The following is a 16122-nucleotide window of genomic DNA, read 5'->3' as shown; positions in this document are numbered from 1 at the left end:
TCGGCGCGGACCGAGGATGGCATGGTGCGGGGATGAGCGAGACCCCCGCGGAGCTCTGGCGACCGACCCCGGAGAGCATCCGGGGCACCCGGATGGCGGCCTTCGCCCGCTGGGTGGAGGAACGCCGGGGGCTGTCCTTCGGCGACCCCACCGGCTACGACGCCCTGTGGCGCTGGTCGGTCGACCACCTCGACCAATTCTGGGGCGACCTCGCCGAGTGGACCGGCGTGCTGCCCGGCGTCCCCGAGGACCGGGTGCTGACCGACCGCACCATGCCCGGCGCCGTCTGGTTCCCCGGGACGACGGTGAACTACGCCGAGCAGGCGCTTCGGCACGCCACCGACGCCTACCCCGCCGTCGTCGCCGTCGCGGAGGACGGCGACCCGCGCGAGATCTCCTGGGCGACGCTGCGCGGTCAGGTCGGCGCGTTCGCCGCCACCCTGCGCCGGCTCGGGGTGCGCCGCGGCGACCGCGTGGTCGGCTACCTCCCCAACGTGCCGGAGGCGATCGTCGCGTTCCTCGGTGCGGCCTCCGTCGGGGCGGTGTGGTCGGCCTGCGCGCCGGACTTCGGCACCCGCGCGGTCCTCGACCGGTTCGCCCAGATCGAGCCCACGGTGCTCGTCGCCGTCGACGGCTACCGCTTCAACGGCCGGGCGCACGACCGGCGCGACGTCGTCACCGAGCTGCGAGCGGCGCTGCCGACGGTGCGGACGACGGTCGCCGTCCCCCGGCTCTTCCCCGACGAGGTCGCCGACGGCGCCCTGCCGTGGGCCGAGGCCGTCGCCGAGGAGCAGGACCCGGTGTTCGAGGCGACGCCCTTCGACCACCCGCTGTGGATCCTCTACTCCTCGGGCACCACCGGGCTGCCCAAGGGGATCGTGCACGGGCACGGCGGGGTGGTCCTGGAGCAGCGCAAGTCCGGGACCCTGCACAGCGACATCAACCCCGGCGACCGCTTCTACTGGTACACCTCGACCGCCTGGATGATGTGGAACGTCGTGGTGTCGTCCCTGCTGTCGGGCGCCACGGCGGTGGTCCACGACGGCGCTCCGGCCTACCCCACCGTCGACGCGCAGTTCGCGCTGGCGGCGAAGCTCCGCCTCACCCACCTGGGGACCAGCCCCGGCTACCTCGCCGCCTGCCAGAAGGCCGGCGTCCGCCCGGGGGAGACCCACGACCTCTCGACGCTGCGGGTCCTCGGCTGCACCGGCTCCCCGCTGCCGGCGGCCTCCTACGCCTGGGTCTACGACGCCGTCGGCACCGACCTGCAGCTCACCTCCGCCTCGGGCGGCACCGACGTCGCGACCGGGTTCATCGGGTCCTCACCGCTGCTGCCGGTGACGGCCGGCGAGCTGCAGCGCCCGAACCTCGGCGTCGCCGTCGCCTCCTGGAACGAGGCCGGGGAGCCGGTGGTCGGCGAGCTGGGCGAGCTGGTGGTGACCGAGCCGATGCCGTCCATGCCGCTGTACTTCTGGAACGACCCCGACGGCGCCCGCTACCGGTCGGCCTACTTCGAGCCGTGGCCCGGGGTCTGGCGGCACGGCGACTGGCTGGAGGTCACCGAGCGCGGCACCTGCATCATCACCGGCCGCTCGGACTCCACCCTCAACCGCGGCGGCGTGCGGATGGGCACCGCCGACATCTACGCCGCCGTCGAGGGCTTCCCGGAGGTGGTCGACTGCGTCGTCCTCGGCGTGGAGCAGCCCGACGGCGGCTACTGGATGCCGCTGTTCGTGCAGCTCGCACCGGGGGAGGAGCTGACCGAGGACCTCGTGGCCCGGCTGCGGTCGGCCATCCGGGAGCAGGCGTCGCCGAGGCACGTGCCCGACGAGGTGCTCGCGGTGCCCGGGGTGCCGCACACCCGCACCGGCAAGCGCCTCGAGGTCCCGCTCAAGCGGCTGTTCCAGGGGGTCGAGCCGGCGAAGGCGGTCAACACCGGCACCGTCGACGACGCCTCGCTCGTCGAGCACTACATCGGGCTGGCCGAGCAGCGCCTCAGCTCCTGAACGGCCCGCGCAGGGCGGCCCACTGGAGCAGCATGATCGTCTTCGCGTCGGCGATCCGGCCGTCGTCGACCATGGCCAGCGCCTCGTCGAACGGCAGCTCCAGCACCTCGATGTCCTCGCCCTCGTCGGCCAGCCCGCCGCCGGCGCCGGTGCGGTCCGCCGGGCGGTAGGGGGCGGCGTAGAAGTGCAGCCGCTCGGTCACCGAGCCGGGGCTCATGAAGACGTCGAACAGGTGCTCCACCTCGCCCACGGTCACCCCGAGCTCCTCCTCGACCTCGCGCCGGACGGCGTCCTCGGGGGAGTCGTCGTCCAGCAGCCCGGCGGCCGCCTCGACCAGCAGCCCGTCCGGGTGGCCGTTGACGTAGACCGGGTAGCGGAACTGGCGCGTGAGCAGCACCGTCCGCCGCTCGGCGTCGTAGGGGAGGAGCGTGGCGCCGTTGCCGCGGTCGTAGGTCTCGCGCTGCTCGGTGACCTGCTCGCCGTCCCGGCGCCGCCGTTCCAGCGTCGTGCGCCGGAGCACGTGCCAGCCGCTGGCCAGCAGCTCGACGTCCCGGACGACGACGTCGGGGTTGCCGGTCAGGTCGCGGCCCACCTGGTCCAGCCCGGTGCGGCCGCGGGAGTCGGGGACGTCGATGCCGGGGACGTTCACGACGGTGATCATGCCGGGTGAGGCTGCTCACCTCACGGGTGACGACGCCGTGCGGCGGGAAGGCTTCCCCGCCAAGGTGTAGCGAACCGTCCGCCCGACCGAGGAGGTGCGACCGACGATGACGTCGAGCGCCAGCGAGTCCGAGAACGAGATCTGGGAGCCGCAGCCGCCGGTCCTCCTGCCGCCGTGGCACACCCCGGAGCGGGAGGAGCTGCAGGAGCAGGCCCGCCGCTTCGCGATGGACGAGGTCCTCCCGGTCGCGAACGAGCTCGACCCGCAGAAGGGCGAGATCCCGGCGTCGCTGCTGCAGCGGCTGGCCGAGCTGGGCTACTTCGGCATCACCGTCCCCGCCGAGCAGGGCGGCCTGGGCCTGGGCGTCTTCGAGTACTGCATGGTCAGCGAGGAGCTGGCCCGGGCCTGGATGTCGACGGCCAGCATCCTGGCCCGCTCGCAGGGCCTGGGCACCGCGGTTCCCGACGCCGACCGCCGGCACGAGCTGATGGCCCGCAGCGCCCGCGGCGACTGGATCGGCGCGATCGCGCTGTCGGAGCCCGACGCCGGCTCCGACCTCGCCGGGGTGCAGACCCGCGCCGTCCTCGACGGGGACGAGTGGGTCGTGACCGGGCACAAGCGCTGGTGCGGCAACGCCAAGGCGGCCGACTTCATCCAGGTGCTCGTGCGCGAGCGCGACCCCGAGGAGGGGGAGTCCCGCTCGGCCGGCCTGGTCAACCTGCTGCTGGAGAAGAAGCGCGGCGAGTTCCCCGAGGGCCTCACCGGGCACCCGATCGACAAGATCGGCTACCACGGCTTCCTCACCTGGGACCTCACCTTCGACGGCGTCCGCATCCCCCGCGAGAACGTGATCGACCAGGCGAAGGCGGCGCAGGAGGACAGCGCGGAGGAGGGCAAGGCGGCCGAGCAGGCCGGGTTCGCCGAGGCGCAGAAGTTCCTCAACACCGCGCGCGTGCACACCGCCGCCCGCGCCGTGGGCCTGGCCCGCGCCGCGCTGGAGGACTCGATCCGCTACCTGCAGGAGCGCGAGCAGTTCGGGCACCCGATCGCCGACTTCCAGGCGCTGCGGTTCAACATCGCCGAGATGGCCTCCCAGATCGAGCAGTCCCGCGCGTTCTACCGCCAGGTCGCCCACCTGCTCGACCTCGGGCTGCCGGTGCACAAGGAGGCCTCGATGGTGAAGCTGGAGGCCACCGAGATGTCGATCCGGGTGACCAACCAGGCCATGCAGCTGCACGGCGGCAACGGCTACACCACCGAGCGGCAGGTCGAGCGGCACTGGCGCGACGCCCGCCTGACCACGATCTTCGAGGGCACCAGCGAGATCCAGAAGCGGATCATCAGCGACCGCCTGCTGCCCCGCTCACCCCTCACCTGACCCGCGCGACTGTGCGCTGGTCCACCTCACCGCACCCGGATGGGGTGGACCAGCGCACAGTCATGCCGGCCGGTGCGGCTCAGGCGGGAAGGCGGATGGGCATCACGAGGGAGACGTCGCCCGGACGGCGCGGGTCGTGGATGGCCAGCGGCGCGAGCGGCCCGTCGAGGTCGAGGACCAGCTGGCCCGCCCCCTCGGCCTCCAGCGCCTGCAGCAGGAACTCCCGGTTCACGCCCACCTCCACCGGGCCCAGCGTGAGCACCGTCGCGGTCTCCTCGGCGCCGTCCGGGCCGGTCGGCACGCTGCGCGTGGGCGCCGCGGCCAGGTCGTCGCGGAACCGGGCGACGTCCAGCTCCACCTGCGTGCTGCCCGGCTCCCGGACCAGCGAGCGGTAGGCGGGGAAGTCGGCGTCCACCCGCCGGCCCCGCAGCGACCCGTCGCCCGCCTCCAGGACGACGTCGTCGCCGTCGACCCGGACCGTGAGGGGGCCGTCGGAGGTGAACGTCGCCAGCGCCTCGTCGACCAGCCCGACCGGCACGATCGCGCTCACCGGCCCGCCGTCGAGCACGGCACCCGGGAGGTGCCGCACCACCAGCCGGTAGCGGTCGGTGGCCACGAGGCGGACGGCGTCGTCGTCGGCGTCGACGAGCACCCCGGTGAGCATCGGCAGCCCCGGGTCGGTGCCGACGGCGAAGCGGACGGCGCGCAGGGCGTCGAGCAGGGCGGTGGTCGTGGTGCGGATGGACGTCGTGCTGTGAGGGGTCGTGCTGTCGGGAGTAGTGCTGTCGGGGGTCATGGCGCTCTCCGGTGCGAGAAGGGAACGGGCTGCGGAGAGCTCACGGCGGGCGTCGGCCAGGCCGTCCTCGAGGCGCCGCAGGTGCGACTCCAGGACGGCGTCGACGACGGCGAGGTCGTCGCGGTGCTCGAGCACCCGGCTGATCTCGGCGAGCGGCAGGCCCACCCGCCGCAGCCGGGCCACCAGCCGCGCGACCGCGACCTGCTCGTCGCTGTACCAGCGGTAGCTCGTCCACGGGTCCACGTGCGCGGGCACGAGCACGCCCGCGCCGTCGTAGAACCGCAGCGCGCTGACCGTCAGGCCGCTCTCGCGTGCCACCTGGCCGATCCCCCGCATACGCTCCTCCACGGCTGGAACCGTCCGGCCTCGACCCGGTCGAGGGTCAAGCGTTCCACGGCCGGGCGCGTCCGCCCGGCCGGCCCGGCGGCGCGGCCGTACGCCCGAACGGGTGAGGAGATCGGGGCGGGAGGGGCGAATCCGCCCGCGCACCGCCCAACCGACGTGTCGTCGTCCGCGGGCGTGCACCGGCCGGACACCTGGGGTCCCCACCCTGCGGGGTGTCCGAGGCCCGTCCGGGGCCTCCGGCACGCGAGGTGTCCCCGTGACCGCTGCCCTGCCGATCTCCCCGCCCGCGTTCCGCTACCGCACCGAGCTGGCCCGCACCCGCGCCGACGTGGAGGCGGCCCAGCGGCTGCGGTTCGACGTCTTCGCCCGCGAGTGCGGCGCCCGCCTGCGCGGGCCCCGTGCCGCCGAGGGGCTCGACGCCGACGAGTGGGACGACCACTGCGACCACCTGCTGGTCCGCGACGAGCGCACCGATGCCGTCGTGGGCACCTACCGGCTGCTCCCGCCCGACCGGGCCGCCGGCCTGGGCGGCGGCTACTCCGACGGCGAGTTCGACCTCTCACGGCACGCGGCGATCCGGCCGGCCCTGGTCGAGGCCGGCCGCAGCTGCGTCCACCCCGACCACCGCACCGGCGCCGTGGTCGGCCGGCTCTGGGCCGGGGTCGTCCGCTACGTGCGCGACGGCGGGTACAGCTACCTCGGCGGCTGCGCGTCCGTCTCCCTCTCCGACGGCGGCGCGACGGCGGCGGGCGTGTGGGACGTCGTGCGCCAGCGGCACCTGGCGCCCGCGGCGCTCCGGGTGGTGCCGCACGTCCCGTTCGACGTGGAGGCGCCGGTGCCGGCCGCCCGGCCGCTGGTGCCCCCGCTGCTGCGGGCCTACCTGCGGCTCGGCGCCCACGTCTGCGGCCGGCCCGCTCTGGACGCCGACTTCGGCACCGCCGACCTGTACGTGCTGCTGCGGATGGCCGACATCGACACGCGCGTGCTGCGCCGCCTGACCGCCGCGGCGGGAGGGATGGCGTGAACGCCTGGTTCCCGAGGTCGGACTGCACCTCGAGCTGCGTGGACACCCCCGCCCCGCCGGCCGGCCGGACGCTGCGCGCCCGCCGCTGGACCGAGCTCTCGGCCGCCCTGGCCGGCGCTGCCGCCGGCGTCCCCGGCGCCGCCCCGCGGGCGCTCGCCGCGCTCGGCGTGGAGCTGCGCGTGCTCCCGCCGGCGGTGCCCTGGCGCCTGGCCGGGGAGGGCCCGGCGCCGCTCGTCGTGGCCAACCACGTCTCCTGGCTCGACGACGTGGCGCTGCTGGCCGCCTTCCCCGCCCTGCGCCCCGTGGCGAAGGTGGACGTCGCGGCCTGGCCGGTCGTCGGCGCAGCAGCGCGGCGCTCCGGCGCGGTCTTCCTCGACCGCGGCAGCCTGCGCCGGCTCCCGGGGACCGTCGCCGAGGTGGCCGACCTGCTTCGCGCGGGCACGCCGGTCCTGGTGCACCCCGAGGGGACGACGAGCTGCGGCAGCCGGCCCGGGCGCTTCCGCCCGGCGTTCTTCCAGGCGGCCGTCGACGCCGGTGCGCCGGTCTGCCCCGTCGCGCTGCGCTACCGCACGCCGGCGGGGCCGACCGCGGTCGCCGGCTACCTCGGCGGCGACTCGCTGCGACGCAGCCTGGCGCGGGTCATCGCCACGCAGGGCCTCGTCCTGGAGCTCCACCAGCTCGCCCCCCTGCACCCCGGCAGCGACCGGCGCGACCTGGCTGCGCTGGCCGAGTACGCCGTCGCCGCCGCGGCCGGCGGGCGGGAGCCCACCCGGACGCCGCACCGGCCGTTCCCGACCGTGCCCGTCCTCCCCGCGGACCTGGTGGCACCGTGACCGGCACCGGGGCCGCGCCCCTGGCCCTGCGCGTCGCCGTGGTGGCCGAGACCTTCCGCCCGGCCGTGAACGGGGTCGTCAACTCGGTGCTGCGCACGGTGGACCACCTCGCCGTCCGGGGTCACACGCCGGTCGTCGTGGCGCCGAGCGGCGGCTCCTACCAGTCCCCCTGCGGGGCCGAGGTGCAGGTCGTGACCGTGCCGTCGATGCGGCTGCCGCTGTACCGCGGGCTGCCGCTGGCCCGGCCGGGCGGCGACCTCACGCGCGTGCTCGCCGACCTCGCCCCGGACGTCGTCCACCTGGCCTCGCCGGCGGTCCTCGGCGCGTCCGCCGGCCGGGCGGCCCGGGCGCTGGGCATCCCGTCGGTGGCGGTGTTCCAGACCGACCTCGCCGCCTTCGCGCGGCGCTACCGGGTGCCCGGCGGGGCGGCCGCGGCGTGGCGGGTGCTGCGCTCGGTGCACGGGAGCGCGGACCTCACGCTGGCGCCGTCGTCGTCGACCGCGGCGCTGCTCCGGCGGCACGGGATCGGCCCGGTGGCGCTGTGGGCGCGCGGCGTGGACCTGGTCCAGTTCGCGCCCGGACGGCGGGACGCCGGGCTGCGCCGCCAGCTGGCCCCCCGGGGCGAGCTGCTGGTCGGCGTGGTCGCGCGGCTGGCGGTGGAGAAGCGCCTCGAGCTGCTGGCGGGGGTGTCCCGCCTGCCCGGTGTCCGGCTGGTCGTGGTGGGTGACGGCCCGTGCCGTGGGCAGCTGGCCGAGGCGCTGCCGGAGGCGGTGCTGCTGGGCGAGCGCACCGGTGACGCGCTCGCCCGGATCGTCGCCTCGCTGGACCTCTTCGTGCACCCCGGCCCGGACGAGACGTTCTGCCAGGCGCTCCAGGAGGCCCTGGCCGCCGGCGTGCCCGCGGTCGTGGCCGCGTCCGGCGGGCCGCTGGACCTGGTGCGGCACGGGGAGAACGGCTGGCTGTGGGCCGGCGGGGACCCCGAGGTCCTGGCCGCGATGGTGGCCGGGCTGCGCGACGACCGGCTGGCGCTGCGGGCCGTCGCGGCGCGCACCCGGTCGTCGGTGGAGCACCGCACCTGGGCCCGCGTGGGCGACCAGCTGATCAGCCACTACGGCAGCGTGCTCCAGCGCACGCCGCAGGTGGCGCCGCTGCGGAGCGCGTGAGGCCTGCGCACCCCCGACGCCGGGTCGTGCGACCGTGCGTGCGTCCACGGATGCGGTCCGCTCGGGAGGTGCACGTGCGCACGACGACCAGGGGGCACCGGTGACGGTCCTGCGGCCGCCGTCGTGGCTCCGGGGCGCCGTCGCGGCGATCGGTCTGGTCTCCGCCGCGGCCGTCGCCGTGGGCGGGATCGAGGAGGGCGGCGCGCTGCTCCCGCTGTGCCTGGTCGGCAGCGTCCTCGTGCTCGTCGCGACGTGGCGCAACGACCGGGTGCGAGTCGAGCTCGGGCGCGAGGTCGTCGTCGTGAACGTCTTCCGCACCCTGGTGCTCCCGTGGGCCGAGGTGGAGCGGTTCGTGTACGACGGCGGCGCCTGGGTGCTGCGGCCCGACGGGCGGCGGCACGCGATCACCGCCTTCTCGCCCCCGCCGGGATCCCTCCGCTCGGTCGAGGAGCGGTGCCGGCAGGCGGTCCGCACGATGGAGCAGGTCCGCCGGCGACGCTGACCGGCGTCCCGGTCAGGCGGGCCGCAGGACGCGGGCCTCCCACGGGCGCAGCTCCGCCGGGTCGTCGTCGGGCAGGTTGCCCAGCACCAGCTCGGCCGCGGGCGCCTCGGGCAGCAGCTCCGCCAGCCGGTAGGTCGTCCGCGACAGGTTGCAGACGACGAGCAGCGTCTCGGCCCCGAGGGTGCGGGTGAACGCGTAGACGTCGTCGTGCTCGGGGAGCAGCATCGTGAAGTCGCCCAGCGCCACCACGTCGTCGTCGTGCCGCAGCGCGACCAGCCGCCGGTAGTGGGCGAGGACCGAGGTGTCGTCCTCCCGCTGCGCCGCCGCGTTCCACTCGACGTGGTCCGGGTTCACCGGCAGCCACGGCGTCCCGGTGGTGAAACCGGCGTGGGGCGAGGCGTCCCACTGCACCGGCGTGCGGGCGTTGTCGCGGCTCATCGCCCGCAGCGCGGCCAGCACCTGCGCGGGGTCCTGCCCGGCCGACACCGCCTGCACGTGGTGGTTGAGCGACTCCACGTCCCGGAAGTCCTCGAGCGAGGTGAACGGGTAGTTCGCCATCCCGAGCTCCTGGCCCTGGTAGACGTACGGCGTCCCCCGGTGCAGGTGCAGCAGCGTGGCCAGGCAGGTGGCCGAGTCGCGGCGGAACCCGGGGGAGTCGTCGCCGAAGCGGGAGACCGCGCGCGGCTGGTCGTGGTTGTCCCAGTAGAGGGAGTTCCAGCCGACGTCGGCCAGCCCGGCCTGCCAGCGCCCGAACGAGGCCTTGAGGTCGCGCATCCGCAGCGGCCGCAGGTCCCACTTCGACGTCCCGTGGTCCAGGCCGACGTGCTCGAACTGGAAGACCATGTCGACCTCGCCGCGCGCGGGGTCGGTGAACAGGCGCGCCTGCTCCACCGTCACGCCGGGCATCTCGCCGACGGTGAGGAACGCGCCGTCGCGCCCGGCGAGCACCTCGCGGTGCATCTCGGCCAGGAACTCGTGGATCCGCGGCCCGCAGAGGTAGGACGCCGACCCGTCACCGAGGGACGTCCCGGGGACGGGCGGGCCGTCGTGCAGCCCGCCGTCCGGGGTGACGTCCTTGCTGATCATGTTGATGACGTCCATGCGGAAGCCGTCGACCCCGCGGTCGAGCCACCACCGCATCATCTCGTACACGGTCTGCCTGACCTGCGGGTTCTCCCAGTTCAGGTCGGGCTGGCGCCGGTCGAACAGGTGCAGGTAGTACTCGCCGGAGGCCTCGTCGAGCTCCCAGGTCGGCCCGGAGAAGAACGACTGCCAGTTCGTCGGCTCGGCGCCCGGCTCACCGGCCGAGAACCCGGGCCGTGGCGGCCGCCACCAGTACCAGTCGCGCTTGGCCGAGGTCCGGCTCGCTCTGCTCTCCAGGAACCACGGGTGCTGGTCGCTGGTGTGGTTGACCACCAGGTCCATCAGCAGCTTCATCCCGCGGGCGTGCAGCGCCTCGACCAGCTCGTCCAGCTGCGCCAGCGAGCCGAACAGCGGGTCGATGTCCTGGTAGTCGCTGATGTCGTAGCCGTTGTCGGCCTGCGGCGAGGGGTAGACCGGCGAGAGCCAGACGACGTCGACGCCCAGGTCGGCCAGGTGGTCGACCCGCTGCAGGACCCCGCCCAGGTCACCGATGCCGTCGCCGTCGGAGTCGGAGAACGAGCGCGGGTAGACCTGGTAGACAACGGCGCGGGTCCACCATGCCGCTTCCCCGCCCGCCCGCTCGGTGGCCATGCCCCCAGCCCAGCACGCCGGGCCGCGGACCGCACGTGGTCGGCGGGCCGGACCGTGGACGGAAACCCGGGTGCGTCCTGTCGTACCCGTCGCCCACCATGGGCCGTCCACACCCGGAGGAGGAGCCATGGCGCTGCCACGCGCTCTCGCGCCGCTCCGGCACCCCGCCTACCGGGTGCTGGCCGCGGCGCTGGCGCTGGCCCTCCTCACGCAGGGGCTGTGGGCGATCGCCATGGTGTGGCAGGTGGTCGCGCTCGGTGGCGGGCCCGGGGCGCTGTCCCTGGTCGCGGCGCTGAGCGCCGGCGGGATGCTGGTCATGACCCTGTTCGGCGGCGCGCTGGCCGACCGGGTGCCGCAGCGCCACCTGCTGCTGACCGTCTCGCTCCTGCAGGGCGTCGCGGTCTCGGTCGCGGCGGCCCTCTCGCTGACCGATGCCCTCCAGGTCTGGCACCTGGCCGCGGTGGCGCTGGCCGACGGCGTGGCGCTCGGGCTGTTCTACCCCGCCTACTCCGCGCTCGTCCCGGCGATCGTGCCGGAGGACGACCTGCTCGCGGTGAACGGCCTGGAGGGCGCCGTCCGCCCGGTGCTCGGCCAGGCCGCCGGCCCGGCCGCCGCGGGCTTCCTCGTCGCCGCGTACTCGCCCGGGGCGGCCCTCGCGGTGACGGCGGCCGTGGCCTTCGCCGCCGCGGCCTGCGTGCTGGCGCTGCCGATGACGCCGGTGCGGCGGGAGGTGGCGGCGGACGGCTCCCGGCCGGGGCTGCTCGCCGACGTCCGCGAGGGCTTCCGCTACATGGTGGCGACGCCGTGGCTGCTGGCGACCCTGCTGTTCGCGGCCTTCATGATCCTGGCGTTCATCGGCCCGTTCGAGGTCCTGGTGCCCTTCGTCATCGAGGACGCCGGCGGCGGGGCGAGCCAGCACGGCTGGGTGCTCGCCGCGTTCGGCATCGGCGGGGCGCTCGGCTCGCTCGTCGTCGCGTCGAGGCGGCTGCCGCGCCGCTACCTGACGGTGATGAACCTGCTCTGGGGCCTGGGCTGCCTGCCGATGGTCGTCTTCGGCCTCACCAGCGACCTCGGGCTGATGCTGGCCGCCGCCGCCGTGCTGGGCGCGACGTTCCAGGCGGGCACGGTCATCTGGGGCACGCTTCTGCAGCGGCGGGTGCCCCCGGCGCTGCTCGGGCGGGTGTCCAGCCTCGACTTCTTCGTGTCGCTGAGCTTCATGCCGCTGTCGATGGCGCTCGCCGGCCCGCTCGCCGAGCTGGTCGGCATGACCGGCGCGTTCCTCGTCGCGGGGCTGGCGCCGCCGGTCTTCTGCGTCGTGGCCATCCTCGCGGCGCGTCTCCCGGCCGACGAGATGGCCCACCCGCTCGACGTCCCCGCCGAGGAGGCCCCCGCCGAGAAGCCCACCGCTGCCGCCGCTGCTTGGATGGGTGGAGACGGCGCCGGGACCGCCCCGGCGCGGGAGGGAGAACCGTGGCCGAGCTGAGCCGACCGGACGTCGAGCCGCCGACCGGGCCTGCGCCCGACGACCTGGTGATCGAGGACCTCGTGGTCGGCGAGGGCCAGGAGGCCAAGGCCGGCGACCTGGTCAGCGCGCACTACGTGGGCGTGACGCACGACGGCGGCGAGCAGTTCGACGCCTCCTGGGACCGCGGCGACCCGCTGGAGTTCCGCGTGGGCGTGGGCATGGTCATCCAGGGCTGGGACGAGGGCATCGTCGGCATGAAGGTCGGCGGCCGCCGCCGGCTCACCATCCCGGCGCACAAGGCCTACGGGGAGCGCGGCGCGGGTGGCGTCATCAAGCCCGGCGCGACCCTGGTGTTCGTCGTCGACCTCGTCGGCGTCCGCTAGCGCCCAGGCGCATGCCCCGGTGCCCCACGGGGCACCGGGGCAGCCATGACCCAGCCGGCCCCGGCCACCGACCACGCCGTCCTGCAGGAGGCGACCGGCGGCGGGGGCGAGTCCACCGGCACGGTCGTCGTCGCCGGCCTGGCGAACCTGGGCATCGCGGTCGCGAAGCTGGTCGGCGGCCTGCTGAGCCACTCGTCGGCGATGCTCTCGGAGGCCGCGCACTCGCTGGCCGACACGATCACCGAGGTGCTGCTGTTCATCGCGCTCAAGCGCGGGAACAAGGCCCCCGACGCCCGGCACCCGGTCGGCTACGGGCGCGAGACCTACTTCTGGGCGCTCCTGGCCTGCCTGGCCACCTTCACCCTCGGCGCCGGCTTCTCGATCTGGCAGGGCGTCAGCACCATCCGCGGCGGTGAGGAGCAGGGGTCGCCGCTGGTGGCCTACGTCGTCCTCGCGGTCTCCTTCGTGCTGGAGGGGTCGTCGCTGGTCAAGGCGGTGCGCCAGGTCCGCGGCGAGGCCCGCAGGTGGGGGACGACGTGGCGCCGCTACCTGGCGCAGACCAGCGACACCACGGTCAAGGCGGTCACCTTCGAGGACAGCGCGGCGCTGGTCGGCCTGGTCCTCGCCGCGGCAGGCCTCGGCCTGGAGCACCTCACCGGCGACCCGGTCTGGGACGGGGTCGCGGCGATCGCGATCGGTGTCCTGCTGCTGTTCGTCGCCGGAGCGCTGGCCCGGGCGAACGTCTCGCTGCTCATCGGGCAGTCCGTGTCGCCGCGCATCCAGGAGGGACTGAAGGCCGAGATCCTGGCGCTGCCGCAGGTCGTCGACGTGCCGTTCCTGCTCACCACCGTCATCGGCCCGGGCCAGCTCATCGTCTCGGCGAAGGTGGACTTCGCCGACGACGTCACCGTGGCCGACATCGAGCGCGCGTCCGACGAGGCCGAGCGCCGGCTGGTCGCCCGCCACGAGGGCGTCCGCTACGTGTTCCTGGACCCGACCCCCGGCGACGGCCGCGCCCGCGCGGAGGTGCGTCGGGCGGACCCCTGACCGCCAACGCGTTCCTCGGGCCGGCGCACTGAGAGACGGCGGCTGCGCTGCAACGGGCCGACCCAGCAGCCCGCCGTGGCTAGAGTGGCGTGGAGATGTGCGTATACGTGTGCCAGGCCGGCTGACATGGACTTCTCCGTGCGACCGGTCGGTCGGGTAGACCTCTCCAACCGGACCGAGATCGTGCTCTCCGGCCGCCGGCTGGTCGAGGCCGATCTCAGCCGCCGACACGTCCATCACTTCTCGGCGGAGCGGTGTCTCTTCGAGCGCTGCGATTTCAGCGGCACCGTGTTCGACCACGGCTCTTTCGGCGCTGGTCGCGGTGTATCGGAGTACGTCGGCTGCGACTTCACCGGTGCCAAGATCCACATGGGCCCCGGGGGTTTCGCCCGATTCGTGGACTGCACCTTCGAAGGCGCTTCGATCGACCACTGGTTCTGCCAGGCGGTCGAACTGGTCGACTGCACTTTCTCCGGCCGCTTGCAGAAGGCTGTCTTCCACGGGCGCCTCCGGCCGGAGGACCGGAAGATCACCGGCCGCGCCGCGAACCAGTTCGAAGGCAATGACTTCTCGCGCGCGACGTTGGTGGATGTGTCGTTCCGGACCGGCATCGACCTGTCCAAGCAGCGACTCCCCGGTGGCGCCGAGTACACCCACCTGAAGGACGCTCGAACGGCCGTGCGACGGGCCAGGGATTTCTTCGCCGGTTGGGACGATCCGGAGGCCAAAAAGCGCGCCAGGGGCGTCCTCGCGGTCATGGAGGAGGATGTCCTGGAGGGGCAGGAAGAACTGCTCATCCGCGTCGAGGACTATCCCCGGCACTCCCGGCCCGCCATCCGGGTACTCCTGGAAGCGGCTCTGACGACGTAGCGGTCAGAGCCGCCCGGAATGCTCGGAGCCGCAACGAAGCTCGGACGGGCATGCAGGTGGGGGTCTGGTCCGACGTTGTGTGACCGTGGTGCTACATCGGCAAGCGCCGACTGGAGAGCGCTCTGGAGCAGTTCCCGCACCGTGGCGAGGTCGAGGTGATTCTGTAGGGCGGAAGCGGCCGGAGAGAATGCAGAGCCAGATCGGCTCTTCGCATGACGCGCCCGCTGCCTCATCCGGTGAGGATTCGGCCGACAGTGGGGGCGAGGAGCCCGGTGGCTCCGGCTTCTCCCAGGAGGTCTCTTCGGTGGCTTGTTGCCGCGCCCGGGGGTGGGGATCGTGTCCCGCCCGAGGCCGATGCCCATCCTGATTCCATGAAGACCGACCGCGACGGGGGTGGCGTGAGAACTCGTGACGTCGACGCATTCGTGCGGCGGTATGCCGCCCCGCTTCTGAAGGCTGCGGGTTACCGGAGCCGGGGCCGCTCGTACATGCGCCAGGGGCCGCGGGGGGCGGAGCTGATCGTCCAGTTCGATCCTGACGTCACGGCCCACCAGACAGGGGTCATGGTGGGGTACGGGGTGATGACGCCGGCGTTCCGGCAGTACCGCCAAGCGCGGGGCTACCCCCAGCACGCCTGGCCCCATGTGCACGAGTCGCTGCTGCATGGGCAGCTCCACAGCCCTGAGTTCGCGCGGACCGGAGCGCCGGGGGCCATTCCGTTGGATACGTGGGTGCTGGGCGAGGGTGAGCACACGGCGCTCGTCGGCGACGCTCTCGCCGGCGCCCTGAGTGACGACGTGGTGCCCGTCCTCGAGTCGTGGCTCGACCCTGCGACGTTGGCCGACGCGGTGCAGCACGGCCCCTCGGGGACGTTTCTCGGCATGTCTCCGGAGCGGAGCCTCGCCATGGCGCTCCTGGAGGTCGACGGCGCGGAGGCGCGCATCCGTGAGGCTCTCTCGCCGCTGAGCCCCGATGACAAGCTCCGCGTCTGGGTCGAGGCTTGCCTCGCGGCGCGGTCCACCGGCTGAGGGTCCCGAAACACCCCGGAATGCTTGAACGCGCAACGAGGTTGATCCCGGCATGCGCGTAGAGGTGTGGTCCGACGTCGTCTGCCCGTGGTGCTACGTCGGCAAGCGCCGGCTCGAGACGGCGCTCGAGCAGTTCCCGCACCGCGACCAGGTAGAGGTCGTGTGGCGGTCCTTCCAGCTCGACCCCACGCTCCCCGAGGGCGAGACGCACGCGACGCTGCCCGCGCTGGCCCGCAAGTACGGCACCAGCGAGGACGCGATGCGGCAGAACATGCGCCAGCTCGAGGAGGTCGCCGCCGCCGAGGGGCTGACCTACGACCTGGCCAACGGCATCAGCGGCAACACCTCGCTGGCCCACGAGCTGCTGCACCTGGCCGCCGAGCGCGGCGTCCAGGGCGAGCTCAAGGAGCGCCTGCTGCACGCCCACTTCGAGGAGTCCCGCAGCGTCTTCGACGTCGACTCGCTGGTGGCGCTCGGCGCCGAGGTGGGCCTGGACGAGACCGAGGCCCGCGAGGTCCTCACCGACCGCCGCTACCGCGCCGTCGTCGCGCAGGAGGGTGCGACGGCCCAGTCGCTCGGCGCGACCGGCGTGCCGTTCTTCGTCGTCGACCGCAAGTACGGCGCCGCGGGCGCGCAGCCGGCCGAGCTGCTGCTCCAGGTGCTGGAGCGGGCGTGGGCGGACGCCAACCCGCTGGTCACCGTCCCGGCCGCCGACGGCTGCTCGGGAGACAGCTGCGCCGTCTAGGTGTAGCGACCAGAGAGGTTGTTCACGCGGCGAGGCGGCTGATCGGTGGGCGGCCTCCGAGGGCGGAGTGGCTGCGGGCAGTGTTGTAGTGCTCCAGCCAGCTGTCCAGGGCGGCGGTGCGCTGGGCGTTACTGGTCCAGGC

The 16122-nt window shown here is 74.2% G+C and carries 16 protein-coding genes; 12 read left to right on the top strand and 4 right to left on the bottom strand.

Translation table 11 applies throughout. The annotated features are described in order from the left end of the window. Positions 1–32: 32 nt before the first annotated feature. The gene (locus E4P43_RS12845) at positions 33–2006 is read left to right on the top strand and encodes an acetoacetate--CoA ligase (protein ID WP_135145853.1); all 1974 of its coding nucleotides are present in this window, start codon (positions 33–35) and stop codon (positions 2004–2006) included. Here the strand turns inward: E4P43_RS12845 and E4P43_RS12840 are convergent. Further along, on the bottom strand, positions 1996–2667 hold the full coding sequence (locus tag E4P43_RS12840) for an NUDIX domain-containing protein (protein WP_135145852.1): 672 nt from the start codon (positions 2665–2667) through the stop codon (positions 1996–1998). The genes E4P43_RS12845 and E4P43_RS12840 overlap by 11 nt on opposite strands. Before the next feature lie 106 nt (positions 2668–2773). Here E4P43_RS12840 and E4P43_RS12835 point away from each other — a divergent pair, with 106 nt between their 5' ends. Beyond that, positions 2774–4045, top strand: a complete 1272-nt coding sequence (locus E4P43_RS12835; protein ID WP_135145851.1) for an acyl-CoA dehydrogenase family protein — start codon at positions 2774–2776, stop codon at positions 4043–4045. A gap of 79 nt (positions 4046–4124) precedes the next feature. On the opposite strand, the gene E4P43_RS12830 is transcribed toward E4P43_RS12835, so the two are convergent. Then, complete coding sequence (locus E4P43_RS12830; protein WP_209313861.1) at positions 4125–5159, bottom strand: MerR family transcriptional regulator; 1035 nt, start codon at positions 5157–5159, stop codon at positions 4125–4127. 283 nt (positions 5160–5442) lie between these two features. Between E4P43_RS12830 and E4P43_RS12825 the strand changes: the two genes are divergently transcribed. The 4 genes from E4P43_RS12825 to E4P43_RS12810 all read left to right on the top strand — a co-directional run bounded on the left by E4P43_RS12825 (position 5443) and on the right by E4P43_RS12810 (position 8708). Beyond that, a complete protein-coding gene (locus E4P43_RS12825; protein WP_135145850.1) occupies positions 5443–6210 on the top strand; it encodes a GNAT family N-acyltransferase in 768 nt (255 codons plus the stop codon). A gap of 38 nt (positions 6211–6248) precedes the next feature. Beyond that, positions 6249–7043, top strand: coding sequence for a lysophospholipid acyltransferase family protein (locus E4P43_RS12820; protein WP_167759173.1), 795 nt, complete (start codon positions 6249–6251; stop codon positions 7041–7043). Next, positions 7040–8206, top strand: a complete 1167-nt coding sequence (locus tag E4P43_RS12815; protein WP_245159111.1) for a glycosyltransferase family 1 protein — start codon at positions 7040–7042, stop codon at positions 8204–8206. Before E4P43_RS12820 ends, E4P43_RS12815 begins: the two co-directional genes overlap by 4 nt. A gap of 100 nt (positions 8207–8306) precedes the next feature. Then, positions 8307–8708 carry a hypothetical protein gene (locus E4P43_RS12810; RefSeq protein ID WP_135145848.1) on the top strand — a complete coding sequence of 134 codons (402 nt, stop codon included), beginning with the start codon at positions 8307–8309 and terminating at the stop codon, positions 8706–8708. Between the two features lie 12 nt (positions 8709–8720). Here the strand turns inward: E4P43_RS12810 and E4P43_RS12805 are convergent, their stop codons facing one another. Beyond that, positions 8721–10442 (bottom strand): alpha-glucosidase, encoded by a 1722-nt coding sequence (locus tag E4P43_RS12805; RefSeq protein WP_135145847.1) that lies wholly within the window; start codon positions 10440–10442, stop codon positions 8721–8723. 127 nt (positions 10443–10569) lie between these two features. Between E4P43_RS12805 and E4P43_RS12800 the strand changes: the two genes are divergently transcribed. From E4P43_RS12800 to E4P43_RS12770, 6 genes are all read left to right on the top strand, one after another. Further along, positions 10570–11925 (top strand): MFS transporter, encoded by a 1356-nt coding sequence (locus E4P43_RS12800; RefSeq protein ID WP_135145846.1) that lies wholly within the window; start codon positions 10570–10572, stop codon positions 11923–11925. After that, positions 11913–12290, top strand: a complete 378-nt coding sequence (locus E4P43_RS12795) for an FKBP-type peptidyl-prolyl cis-trans isomerase (RefSeq protein WP_113810817.1) — start codon at positions 11913–11915, stop codon at positions 12288–12290. The genes E4P43_RS12800 and E4P43_RS12795 overlap by 13 nt, the downstream gene beginning before the upstream one ends. A gap of 45 nt (positions 12291–12335) precedes the next feature. Further along, the gene (locus E4P43_RS12790; RefSeq protein WP_135145845.1) at positions 12336–13337 is read left to right on the top strand and encodes a cation diffusion facilitator family transporter; all 1002 of its coding nucleotides are present in this window, start codon (positions 12336–12338) and stop codon (positions 13335–13337) included. 126 nt (positions 13338–13463) lie between these two features. Beyond that, the gene (locus E4P43_RS12785; RefSeq protein ID WP_135145844.1) at positions 13464–14207 is read left to right on the top strand and encodes a pentapeptide repeat-containing protein; all 744 of its coding nucleotides are present in this window, start codon (positions 13464–13466) and stop codon (positions 14205–14207) included. A 371-nt stretch (positions 14208–14578) separates the two neighbouring features. Then, positions 14579–15235 carry a hypothetical protein gene (locus E4P43_RS12775; protein WP_135145843.1) on the top strand — a complete coding sequence of 219 codons (657 nt, stop codon included), beginning with the start codon at positions 14579–14581 and terminating at the stop codon, positions 15233–15235. A 52-nt stretch (positions 15236–15287) separates the two neighbouring features. Then, positions 15288–15980, top strand: coding sequence for a DsbA family oxidoreductase (locus E4P43_RS12770; protein WP_135145842.1), 693 nt, complete (start codon positions 15288–15290; stop codon positions 15978–15980). A gap of 22 nt (positions 15981–16002) precedes the next feature. On the opposite strand, the gene E4P43_RS12765 is transcribed toward E4P43_RS12770, so the two are convergent. After that, the coding region (locus E4P43_RS12765; protein ID WP_167759172.1) for an integrase core domain-containing protein at positions 16003–16122 on the bottom strand (120 nt) is incomplete at its 5' end.

It is taken from the genome of Blastococcus sp. TF02A-35, assembly GCF_004571075.1.
Lineage (GTDB): Bacteria > Actinomycetota > Actinomycetes > Mycobacteriales > Geodermatophilaceae > Blastococcus.
Note: the sequence above shows the minus strand (reverse complement) of the source record. Positions and strands in the feature narration are given on the sequence as shown.